10 protein-coding genes are annotated in these 11,537 nt (G+C 64.0%); 3 read left to right on the forward strand and 7 right to left on the reverse strand.

Going from position 1 to position 11,537, the window contains the following annotated elements; translation table 11 throughout:
• The 7 genes from DBR23_RS21790 to DBR23_RS21825 form a co-directional block, all read right to left on the reverse strand.
• Window positions 1-1,092, reverse strand: a 1,092-nt coding sequence (locus tag DBR23_RS21790; protein ID WP_108499570.1) for an MFS transporter, incomplete at its 3' end; no start/stop codon positions are given.
• Window positions 1,089-2,636, reverse strand: coding sequence for a DNA recombination protein RmuC (gene rmuC, locus DBR23_RS21795; protein WP_108499571.1), 1,548 nt, complete (start codon window positions 2,634-2,636; stop codon window positions 1,089-1,091). The genes rmuC and DBR23_RS21790, both read right to left, overlap by 4 nt.
• Before the next feature lie 75 nt (window positions 2,637-2,711).
• The gene (locus DBR23_RS21800) at window positions 2,712-3,695 is read right to left on the reverse strand and encodes a D-glycerate dehydrogenase (RefSeq protein WP_108499572.1); all 984 of its coding nucleotides are present in this window, start codon (window positions 3,693-3,695) and stop codon (window positions 2,712-2,714) included.
• A 175-nt stretch (window positions 3,696-3,870) separates the two neighbouring features.
• Window positions 3,871-5,283, reverse strand: a complete 1,413-nt coding sequence (locus DBR23_RS21810; protein WP_108499573.1) for a sodium:proton antiporter — start codon at window positions 5,281-5,283, stop codon at window positions 3,871-3,873.
• 66 nt (window positions 5,284-5,349) lie between these two features.
• A complete protein-coding gene (gene pncB, locus DBR23_RS21815; protein ID WP_056063706.1) occupies window positions 5,350-6,570 on the reverse strand; it encodes a nicotinate phosphoribosyltransferase in 1,221 nt (406 codons plus the stop codon).
• A 252-nt stretch (window positions 6,571-6,822) separates the two neighbouring features.
• Window positions 6,823-7,305: a thioesterase family protein gene (locus DBR23_RS21820; protein WP_099730488.1), complete on the reverse strand. Its 483-nt coding sequence runs from the start codon at window positions 7,303-7,305 to the stop codon at window positions 6,823-6,825.
• Entirely contained in the window at window positions 7,302-8,234 is a 933-nt protein-coding gene (locus tag DBR23_RS21825) for a histone deacetylase (RefSeq protein WP_108499574.1), read from the reverse strand. Before DBR23_RS21825 ends, DBR23_RS21820 begins: the two co-directional genes overlap by 4 nt.
• 198 nt (window positions 8,235-8,432) lie before the next feature.
• Here DBR23_RS21825 and DBR23_RS21830 point away from each other — a divergent pair, with 198 nt between their 5' ends.
• The 3 genes from DBR23_RS21830 to DBR23_RS21840 all read left to right on the forward strand — a co-directional run bounded on the left by DBR23_RS21830 (window position 8,433) and on the right by DBR23_RS21840 (window position 11,296).
• Entirely contained in the window at window positions 8,433-8,981 is a 549-nt protein-coding gene (locus tag DBR23_RS21830) for a phasin family protein (protein ID WP_056063715.1), read from the forward strand.
• A 383-nt stretch (window positions 8,982-9,364) separates the two neighbouring features.
• The gene (locus tag DBR23_RS21835; protein ID WP_056746389.1) at window positions 9,365-10,417 is read left to right on the forward strand and encodes an extracellular solute-binding protein; all 1,053 of its coding nucleotides are present in this window, start codon (window positions 9,365-9,367) and stop codon (window positions 10,415-10,417) included.
• A gap of 120 nt (window positions 10,418-10,537) precedes the next feature.
• Window positions 10,538-11,296: a 3-hydroxyacyl-CoA dehydrogenase gene (locus DBR23_RS21840; protein ID WP_015014461.1), complete on the forward strand. Its 759-nt coding sequence runs from the start codon at window positions 10,538-10,540 to the stop codon at window positions 11,294-11,296.
• Window positions 11,297-11,537: the final 241 nt, after the last annotated feature.

Here is an 11,537-nt window from a genome sequence, read left to right on the forward strand (position 1 = left end):
TCCCACCCCAATCACGGCCCCCGCAGAGCCAAAAAGCATGGGCATGAGCACGCTGGATGCGTTGATGGCCATGAGCCGCAGGCCCAGCGCCTCGCCATGGCGGGCCGGCGGCGTGATCTGGTGCAGCAGGCTCATCACCATGGGCTGCACCGAGCCCAGTGCAAACCCGAGCAGCACCGAACACGCGCCCATCGCCAGCGCGCTGTGCAGCAGCGGGTAGACGCCAAACAGCACAGCCGTAGCGACCATGGCGCCCGCCACCACCACCCGTTCGCGCAGGCGCTCTGCCACGATGGGCATGAGCACGCGGATGACGGCAGCGGCAATCGCAAACGCCCCCAGGATGGAGCCAATGACGGACGCCGACAGGCCCCGCTCGTGCCCCAGCAGCGGGACCACGAATGTGTGCACGTCCCAGCACGAGGACAAGATCCAGTTGACCAGCAGCAAGCGGCGAAACGGAGGTTCGTTCATCAAGTCCCACGCGCGCTGCGGGGGGCCGCCCGCGGCGGCAATCACGGGCGGTAGCTCTACCGTGTCTCGCACCCAGAACCAGGTGAGCAGGGGCAACACCGCCATCAGGGCAAAGGCGGCGCGATAGCCCTCGGTACTGCCCGCAGCACTGCCCGCGTTGTCGATCATGAGCCCCGCGCAGAAAGGCCCGATGAAGTTGGACACCGCAGGCCCGATGGCCAGCCAGCTGAACACCTGCTTGAGCTGCGTGGCGTCGTGCGCAGCGCGCCCCACATGGCGCTGCAGTGCAATGGTGGCAGCCCCGGTGGCGCCACCGGTCATCAACGCAGCCACACACAACACCGGAAAGACGGGGAACACCAGCGCCAGCGCAGCCCCTGCCGATGCAAGGGCCACCGCGTAGCCCACGGGGCGCTTCAAGCCGTGCCGGTCTGCATAGCGCCCGGCGGGCAAGGCCAGAAAAACCTGCGTGAGTGCGAACAATGCCAGCAACACCCCCACGGCTGCTGCACTGTGGCCCTCGCGCAGCGCCAGCAGTGGCGCCGCCAGTCGCATGCCCGCCATGCAGGCGTGCACGCAGATCTGCCCCGCAATCAGGCGCGCCAGGGCCCAGTTCACGGCAGGTCGTCCTCGGAATCCAAACCAGGCAATGCCGATGGACTCGCCCCTGCCAGCGGCACGGCCGTGTCGGGCGCAGGCAGGTCCTGCACATCCCGCAGCTTGCGCTGGATGGCGCGGGTGCGCACCCCCACCTCGTCAAACTTCTTGGCGGCGGCGTCAATGGACTTTTTGGTGGCCTCGACCACGTCGCCAAACTTGGCGAACTCGGTCTTGACCATGCCCAAGAGGCTCCACACCTCGGACGAGCGCTTTTCGATCGCCAGTGTCTTGAAGCCCATTTGCAGGCTGTTGAGCATGGCGGCCAGGTTGGCCGGGCCGGTGATCATCACGCGGCACTCGTTCTGCACGGATTCGACCAGGCCGGGGCGGCGCATCACCTCGGCAAACAGCCCCTCGGTGGGCAGGTAGAGCACGGCGAAGTCGGTGGTGTGTGGGGGCGACACATACTTGGCAAAGATCTTCTTGGCCTCCAGCTTGATCGACGTCTCGAACGCATTGCCTGCCGACTGAATGGCTGCCTTGTCGGCCGCGTCCTGCGCGTCCAGCAGGCGCTGGTACTGCTCCACGGGGTACTTGGAGTCGATGGGCAGCCACACCGGATGCTCGTCGCTCTTGCCGGGCAGGCGGATCGCAAACTCCACCAGCTCATCGCTGCCCGGCACGGTCTTGACGTTGCGCGCAAACTGGTCGGGCGTGAGCACGTTGTCGATGATGGCGCCCAGCTGCATTTCGCCCCAGGTGCCGCGCGACTTCACGTTGGTCATCACGCGCTTCAAGTCGCCCACGCTGCCCGCCAGGGTCTGCATTTCGCCCAGGCCCTTGTGCACTAGTTCGAGCCGGTCGCTCACCAGCTTGAACGACTCGCCCAGGCGCTGCTCCAGCGTGGCGTGCAGCTTTTCGTCCACCGTGCGGCGCATTTCTTCGAGCTTGGTGGCGTTGTCGGCCTGGATGGCGGCCAGGCGCTCGTTGAGGGCGGTGCGCAGCTGCTCGGCGTTGTGCTGGCTGCCCTGCACCAGCCCGGTAAGCTGCTGCGACACGGCGTCTTGCAGCACCGCAAACTGGTTCTTGATCTGAAAGCCGTTGGCTTCGAGCTGGTCCTTGAGCGCTTGCGACATCACTCCCAGCTGCGACTGGGTGTCGCTCTTGAGCGAATCGAGAGTGAGGCGCGTGGCCGCATCCAGGGCCGTGAGGCGCTGCTCCAGCCGCGCCTCGAATACGCCAAAGGCAGCCAACAGCTCGGCGCGGCCGTTGCGGGATTCGGCCACGGCCTGGGCCAGGCGTTCGTCCACGGCATGGCGCAGTGTCTCCAGCGTGGACTGCGTGGTCTGGGTAAAGCCACGCAGCTGCTGCCCCATACCGTCCAGCGCGCCATCATTCTTGGCCACTGCAATCTGCGTCGCCTGTGTGGTTTGCTCCAGCGACTGCAGGCGTGCCAGCCACTCGGGCGGCAGGTCCACGCGGGGACGGCGCAACAAGAGCACCACGAGAAGGACCAGCGCCAGTGCCAGCGCCGCCAAGAGAACAAGTGTGTCAGTGGCCAAGGTTTACTATGTTTTTGATAGCTATCAGCGCATGATTGACTAGCGCATCCGGTCGAATGGGCCCAAAATCCCGCATCAGCGCAGGGTGGAGGGCTGATTCACCGGCGTGAGCGGCCCCCGCCCGTCAAAGAAGGCAATCAGGTTATCCGCCGCCAGGTTGGCCATGGCGCGCCGGGTAGGCACCGTGGCGCTGGCAATGTGCGGCGTGAGCACCACGTTGGGCACTGTCAGCAGGTCGGGGTGCACGCTGGGTTCACCCTCAAACACATCCAGCCCCGCCGCCGCAATGCGACGCTCGCGCAGGGCCACCGCCAGCGCAGCATCGTCCACGATGCCGCCGCGCGCAATGTTGACGAGCGTGGCCGTGGGCTTCATCAGCGCCAGCTCGGCCGCGCCAATGGTGTGGTGCGATGCTGCCGTGTAGGGCACCACCAGCACCACATGGTCTGCGGTGCGCAGCAACTCATGCTTGCCTACGTAGGTGGCCTTGCATTCGGCCTCCAGCGCGGGCGACAGGCGCGAGCGGTTGTGATAGACCACCTTCATGCCAAAGCCGTGCGCGCCGCGCTTGGCAATGCCCTGTCCGATGCGGCCCATGCCGATGATGCCCAGCGTGCTGCCGTGGATGTCGCTGCCCGCGAACATGTCATAGCTCCACTTGGTCCACTTTCCGGCGCGCAGGTAATGCTCGCTCTCGGTCATGCGGCGGGCCGTGGCCATCAGCAATGCAAAGCCGAAGTCGGCGGTGGTCTCGGTGAGCACGTCAGGCGTGTTGGTGCCCAGCACGCCAGCCGCCGTCATGGCGTCCACGTCAAAGTTGTTGTAGCCCACCGCCATGTTGGCGCAGATCTTGAGGCGCGGCGCAGCGGCCAGCAGTGCGGCATCGATGCGCTGGCTGCCGGTGGTCAGCACCCCGTCCTTGTCGGCCAGGCGCGCAGCCAGCTCTTGCGGGGTCCAGATCACGTCGTCAGGGTTGGCCTCCACGTCAAAGTGCTCGCGCAGGCGTTCCACGATGTCAGGAAAGATCGCGCGGGCGACCAGGATGCGGGGTTTGCTCATAAGTCTTCAATCTCCAAACTATTCGCAACGCACGTCGGCCTATGAAACTGGCGTGGTCCAAGCCAGTGGCCGCCGAGCAAAGGCCGCCCTGCAGCGAGGGCGGCGTCCCCCTTCCCGCAGCGCGCAGCGGTGCGAGAGAAGGGGGAAGCGGCGCAGCCGCTCAGGGGGATGTTCACTATCTAAACCAGATGAAAGTCATGACGATAAAGAGCGGCACCAGAATGCCCCCCGACCACAGCATGTAGCCGAAGAAGCTGGGCATCTTCACGCCCCGGTCTTCGGCAATGGCCTTGACCATCATGTTGGGCGCATTGCCGATGTAGCTGTTGGCGCCCATGAACACCGAGCCCGCCGAGATGGCGGCCAGCGTGGGGGCCAGGGTGGTCATCAGCACGGCCGGGGCGCCCCCGGCGGTGTTGAAGAAGACCAGGTAGGTCGGCGCGTTGTCGAGGAACGAGCTGAGCAGCCCGGACGCCCAGAAGTACATGGCCGGGTCGGGTGTGCCGTCTGGCCGCGTGACGGCAGACACCACGGCACCAAACGGGCCATTGACGCCCGCTTTGAGCATGGCAATGACCGGAATGATGGTGAGGAAGATGCCCGCAAACAGCTTGGCCACTTCCTGCATGGGGCCCCAGCTGAACTGGTTGTCTTCATGCACCTGCTTGGGCGTGATACGCAGGGACACCAGCGCAACGATGATCAGGCCCACGTCCCGCACGATGCCGGGCAGCCCCACCTCGGCCCCGGCGATGGTGAACGCCACCTGCGACTTCCACAGGCCGCTGAGCAGCACCAGCGCCACCACCACGCCCAGCAGCGCAAAGTTGGCCTTACCGTCAAAACCGATGGCTTTGGTGTCGGGCGTGGGGTCGGCCCTGAGCACCTCTTCGCGCCGGTGGTAGTACCAGGAATCCATCACGAAGAAGATGGCCAGCAGCGAGCCCACCAAAAAGAGGGTCTCGGGGAAGATGTGGCTCACCGTCCAGAAGAAGTCCACCCCTTTCAGGAAGCCCAGGAACAGCGGCGGGTCACCCAAGGGTGTGAGCGAGCCCCCGGCGTTGGACACGATGAAGATGAAAAACACCACCACATGCGCCGTGTGCTTGCGGTTGTCATTGGCGCGGATCAACGGGCGGATGAGCAGCATCGACGCTCCCGTGGTGCCCATGACGCTGGCGAGCACCGCGCCAATAGCGAGGATGGCCGTATTGAGCGCCGGGCTGCCGTGCAGGTTGCCCCGGATGTAGATGCCCCCTGCCACGGTAAACAGCGCGGTGAGCAGGATGACGAACGGAATGTATTCGGCCACCAGCGCGTGCACAAAACTCGCGCCCGCCGCGCCCGGGCCAAACACCAGCGCAAACGGCACCAGAAAAGCCAGCGCCCAACCGGCTGCGACCTTACCAAAGTGGTGGTGCCAGAAGATGGGCGCCAACAGCGGCATCAAGGCAATCGACAGCAGAATGCCGGCAAAGGGCACGCCCCACAGCACTGACAACGCACTGCCATCAATATCGGCCGCCAGTGCCAGTCCCGGCAACGCCGCCAGTAGGCCGGCCACTGCCAGCCCGCGCGAAAATTTCATGGTTCTTGTCTCCGTCTCATTGCTAAAAATCAGGGGACGCAGGGCCATGGCACCTGCGGGGCACGGTCACACCGGCGAAGGGATATCAAACACCTGGCGCAGGTAGGCCAGGTACTTCTCGTCATCACACATCCCCTTACCCGGCGTGTCCGACAGCTTGGCCACAGGCTGGTCATTGCAGCGCGTCATCTTGATGACGACCTGCAAGGGCTCATGGGCAGGCGGGCTGCCGAGGTCATTGGTCAGGTTGGTGCCGATACCAAACGCGAGCTGGCAGCGACCCCGGAACTGCTGGTACAGCTCGATGGTGCGCGGGATGGTGAGCGCATCGCTGAAGATCAGCGTCTTGGTCAGCGGGTCCACGCGGTTCTTGCGGTAGTGGTCCAGCAAGCGTTCACCCCAGGCAAACGGGTCGCCGCTGTCATGGCGGGCGCCATCGAACAGCTTGCAAAAATACAGGTCGAAGTCGCGCAGGAAGGCGCTCATGCCGTACACGTCCGACAGCGCAATGCCCAGGTCACCCCGGTATTCCTTGGCCCACATCTCGAAGCCAAACACCTGGCTGTCACGCAGCCGCGGGCCCAGCGCCTGGCAGGCCTGCAGATATTCGTGCGCCATGGTGCCCAGGGGGGTCACGCCCAGCTTCATCGCGTACAGCACGTTGCTGGTGCCCGCAAACTGCCCGGGGCCTGCGGGCGCTCCCGGACGGCGGTCCCCGGTGCCGAGGCGTGCCACCAGTACGCGCAGCACTTCCTCGTGCCAGGCGCGGCTGAAGCGGCGGCGCGTGCCGTAGTCGGCAATCTTGAGGTCGGACAGGCCCTCGCCCTGCAGCAGCGCAATCTTGGCGTCGAGACGGCGGCGGCCTTCCGGAAAGTCGGGCACCTTCTGCGTGTTGCGAAAGTACACCTCGTTGATGATGGCCAACACCGGGATCTCGAACAGGATCGTGTGCAGCCAGGGCCCGCGGATGGTGATGTCGATTTCGCCGTTGTGCTGGGGCACCACGGTGATGTACTTTTCGTTGAGCTTGAACAGGCCCAGAAAGTCCACGAAGTCGCTCTTGATGAATCGCAGCGATCGCAGGTAGGCCAGCTCGGCATCCTGAAACTGCAGGCTGCACAACGAACGGATTTCGTCGCGGATCTCGTTGGCAAACGGCGCCAGCTGCACGCCGGGGTTGCGGCACTTGAACTTGTACTCAACCTGCGCCCCGGGAAACTGATGCAGCACCACCTGCATCATGGTGAACTTGTACAGGTCGGTGTCGAGCAGGCTGGTGATGATCATGGACAGGGCACGCCTCAGAAACCGCGCACGCTGGGCACGCGATGCTCCGGCCGCAGACCGGACGATAAAGCCGCAAAGTGTAGGCCATCACGGCGCCCGGTGCGCGGCACTGCGGGCGGCGTCAGCCAGGGTTCAGCCGCTGCCGGAAATTCAGGCTGTTCAGGGCCCAAGTGCAAATTGCGCCAGCGCTTGGTGCTATCAAATCAGTGGCAACGGCATGCGGCCGCCGATCAACCGCCAATCAACGACCCATTAGCCAGGCATGACCAGCGCCTGCAGCACATTGCGCAATGCATCTGGCACGGCCACCGGGCGGCGGGTTTCGCGGTCCACGTACACATGGATGAAGTGCCCCGCCGCCGCCGTCAGCGGCTCGCCCTGCGCAAACAGGCCCACCTCGTAACGCACACTGGAGCCACCCAGCCGTGCCACGCGGATGCCCGCCTCCACCGTCTGCGGGAACGCCAGCGGCGCGAAGTAATTGCATTGGGTCTCGATGACCAGGCCGATGGTCTGGCCCGCATGGATGTCCAGCACGCCCTGGTCGATCAGGTGGGCGTTCACCGCCGTGTCAAACCAGCTGTAGTACACGACGTTGTTCACATGGCCATACACATCGTTGTCGGCCCAGCGTGTGGTGATGGGGCGGAACACGCGGTAGGCGCTGCGCGGCTGCGGAGCCGGGCGGACCGACGCGGAAGAAGCGACAGGAGAGGAGCTGGCGGCAGAGGTCATGGCCGCACATTCTGCCAGCGCTGGTGGTACTGCCAGGCCACGCGCCAGGTGGTGAGCTGCGCCTGCAGCGTGTCTTCCAGGTCGTTACCATAGCCGCCCGCCATCACGAACACCGTGGGAATGCGCCGCTGCCAGGCCCAGTCAAACACCCGCCGGTCGCGTGCCTCCAGCCCGTCGTGGGTGACGGCGAGACGCCCCAGTCGGTCGCCCACATGGGGGTCCGCCCCCGCCAGATAGAACACCAGATCCGGCTTGCAGCGATGGTCCAGCGTCTCCAGAGCTTGGTCCAGCGCGTGCATGTACTCATCATCAGCACACCCATCGGGCAATTCCACATCCAGGTCGCTCGGCTCCTTGCGAAACGGAAAGTTGCGTGCACCATGCAGCGACAGGGTGAACACGCTGTCGTCTCCCTGAAAGATGTGGGCCGTGCCATTGCCCTGGTGCACATCCAGGTCAATCACCGCCACCTGCAGCGGCCAGCCCGATCCATCGTTCAGGTGATCGGCCTGTGCCTGCCGGGCAGCCACCGCCACATCGTTGAACACACAAAAGCCACTGCCCTTGTCGGCATACGAGTGGTGGGTGCCACCAGCCAGGTTGCCAGCCACACCCTCGCGCCAAGCGGCGCGGGTGGCCGCCAGAGTAGCGCCCACCGAGCGGCGAGCGCGCTCTACCATGGCAGGACTCCAGGGAAACCCGATCTCCCGCTGCGCGGCGGGCACCAGCGTGCCCTGGGCGATGGCGTCGATGTACTGCGGGCTGTGCACGCGCACCAGTGCCTCATCTGATGCTGGCAGGGCTTCTTTCAACAGCACGCCAGGCAGGTGCTGGGCGATCCGGTCGCGCAGCATGCGGTACTTGGCCATGGGGAAGCGGTGACCATCCGGCAAAGGCAACACGAAGTGGTCGGCGTAGTAGGCGTGCATGACACGATTGTGGCAAGCCGGGGATTTCTGGGTGATCGTGTCTAATTTGCTGCAGTGCAACAAAAAGCCCTTGCAATAGCGCTGCAAGTCCCTAAAATTCAACCCATGCTGCACTGCAACATGGCCAACAGGTCAAGGTCAGCGCAGATGTCTGTGAACCACCCGGCCCCCTGGGCCCTCATTTTTAGGAGATATGACATGTCGCTGACCGCAGAACAAATCCTGGCATCCCACAAGGCCAACATCGAAACCCTGTTTGGCTTGACTACCAAGGCTTTCGAAGGCGTGGAAAAGCTGGTCGAACTGAACGTGACCGCTTCGCGCGCTGCCCTGTCCGAAGCCGCCAACCACACGCAAGCCGTGCTGGGCGTGAAGGACGCACAAGAACTGTTGGCCCTGCAAGCTGGCCTGTTCCAGCCCCTGGCTGAAAAGACCGCCGCTTACAGCCGTCACCTCTACGACATCGCATCGGGCACGGGCGCTGAGTTCGGCAAGGCTTTCGAAGCCCAGGCCACCGACGCACAGAAGGCTTTCACCAACCTGGTGGACAGCGCCGCCAAGAACGCCCCCGCCGGTTCCGAAACCGCTGTGGCCGTGATGAAGAGCGCCGTGTCTGCCGCCAACAACGCGTTTGAGTCGGTACAAAAGGCTGTGAAGCAAGCGTCTGATGTGGCTGAAGCCAACTTCAACGCCGTGGCCAACACCGCTGCCAACGCTGCCAAGACGGCCGCTCCCCGCAAGCGTTAATCGCCCTACCTGCGGTCTGGAGTGCAACCTCTAGGCCGTGCCCAGGGAATACCCTGATAATTCAACCCATGCGCTGCTGACCTTGTCTACAGCGCCTCAGTTGTCTCCTTGGATCCTCTCGAAACCCCCGTTTCAAGGATCCTTTTAAAGCCCGGTTTTACGACCGGGCTTTTTTTTTGGCCTGACAACCCACAGGCCGCAAGCGTGGGAACGGGCCCGCGCGGCGAACCGATCTTTTTACGGTGGTCCGGCATCCACGGCATGCGGCCCTTGCGCCACCTCAAACCCGGACCCGAAATCCGGCCTTTGCGCAAGACATTGATCAAGAATAATTCGCGTTTGCTTTATCATTGACGCAGTTTTAACCCCGAAAGACGCAATCCATGTCGAAGACTGTGAAAGCCTTGCTGAGCGCTTGTGCCCTGGCCGCCGCTGCAGGCGCCGTGCACGCCCAGGAACAAGTGGTCAACCTCTACTCGGCCCGCCACTACTCCACCGACGAAGCGCTGTACACCGGCTTTACCAAGGCCACGGGCATAAAGATCAACCGCGTGGACGCGGACGATGCCGGCATCCTGGCCCGGTTGAAGGCCGAAGGCACCGCCTCGCCCGCCGACGTGATCCTGCTGGTGGACGCAGCCCGCCTGTACAAGGGCGAGGTCGATGGCCTGTTTCAGCCCATCCAGTCCAAGGTGCTGAACGATGCCATCCCCGCTAATCTGCGCAGCCAGCCGGCAGCGGACGGCGGCATCTCCTGGTTTGGCCTGTCCACCCGCGCGCGCGTCATCGTCTACAACAAGGTCAAGATGCAGAAGGCCGATGTGGACACCTACGAAGAACTGGGTGACCCCAAGAACAAGGGCAAGCTGTGCATCCGCTCCGGCTCGCACCCCTATAACCTGAGCCTGTTCGGCGCTGTAACGGAACACATGGGCGAACAGAAGGCCGAAGCCTGGCTCAAGGGCATGGTGGCCAACCTGGCCCGCCCACCCAAGGGCGGCGACACCGACCAGATCAAGGCCGTGGCTGCGGGTGAGTGCGACATCGCCGTGACCAACACCTACTACCTGGCGCGCATGATGCGCTCCAACAAGCCCGAAGACGTGGCTGTGGTCAACAAGGTGGGCGTGGTGTTCCCCAACCAGGAATCCTGGGGCACGCACCTGAACATCGCCGGCGGCGCGGTGGCCAAGCACTCCAAGAACCAGGCCAACGCCATCAAATTCCTCGAATATCTGGCCAGCCCCGAGGCACAGAATTATTTTGCAAACGGCAACAACGAGTGGCCTGCTGCCAAGGGCGTCGCACTGGACAACCCGGCCCTCAAGGCCATGACTGGCGGCAAGCCTTTCAAGAGCGAGACCATCCCGATCAGCGCGGTGGGCGCCAACACGACCAAGGTGCAGCAGATGCTGGACCGCGTGGGCTTCCAGTAAGCTGCCCCTGCCCTCACCCACCACAAGCCCGGCCTGGTCCGGGCTTTTTTTCGCGTTCAGCACGGTGAGGAGATGCGCCATAATTGACGTTTACGTTAACGTCACTTACTGGAGACAACCATGGACATCCAAGGCAAGGTATTCATCGTCACCGGCGGCGCTTCGGGCCTGGGCGAAGGCACGGCACGCATGCTGGCCGCCCAGGGCGGCACCGTGGTCATTGCCGACATGCAGGCAGAAAAAGGCGAAGCCGTGGCCAAGGAAATCGGCGGCGCGTTCGTGAAATGCGATGTGAGCAACGAGGCAGACGGCCAGGCCGTGGTGGCCAAGGCCGTGTCGCTGGGCAAACTAGTGGGCCTGGTGAACTGCGCCGGCATCGCACCCGCCGAGAAGACGGTGGGCAAGAACGGTGCGCATGCGCTGGCCTTGTTCAGCAAGACCATCACGGTCAACCTGATCGGCAGCTTCAACATGATCCGCCTGGCCGCCGAGGCCATGAGCAAGAACGAGCCGGAATCCACCGGCGAACGTGGCGTGCTGATCTCCACGGCCAGCGTGGCCGCCTACGACGGCCAGATCGGCCAGGCCGCCTACGCAGCCTCCAAGGGCGGCGTGGTCGGCATGACCCTGCCGATTGCCCGTGACCTGGCGCGCAACGGCATCCGCAACATGACCATTGCCCCCGGCATCTTCGGCACCCCCATGCTGTTTGGCATGCCGCAGGAAGTGCAGGATGCGCTGGCCGCTGGCGTGCCCTTCCCCAGCCGCCTGGGCACCCCCCAGGACTACGCCAAGCTGGTGCGCCACATCCTCGAAAACGACATGCTCAATGGCGAGGTGATCCGCCTGGACGGTGCCATTCGCCTGGCACCACGCTGAGCTGGGGATTGAGTTAAAGAGGCACGCCTGAATGCTACTCTTTCGATAGCACCTTAGGTATATTCCTCTAGCACATGGTGCCTGTTTGGCACAAAAAGTCGTCCACAAGGGGCCCGGAAAGGCCGCAGGACTACCGAGAGCCAAACACTTTGCTGATGCCCACCCAACCGCCGCGCTCACAGCGCGGCGGTTTCGTTGTGGCGGTGGCTTACCTCGGTCTCCCGCCTCCTCAACCCAAGAC

It is taken from the genome of Acidovorax sp. HMWF018 (assembly GCF_003061035.1).
Taxonomy (GTDB): Bacteria; Pseudomonadota; Gammaproteobacteria; order Burkholderiales; family Burkholderiaceae_C; genus Acidovorax; species Acidovorax delafieldii.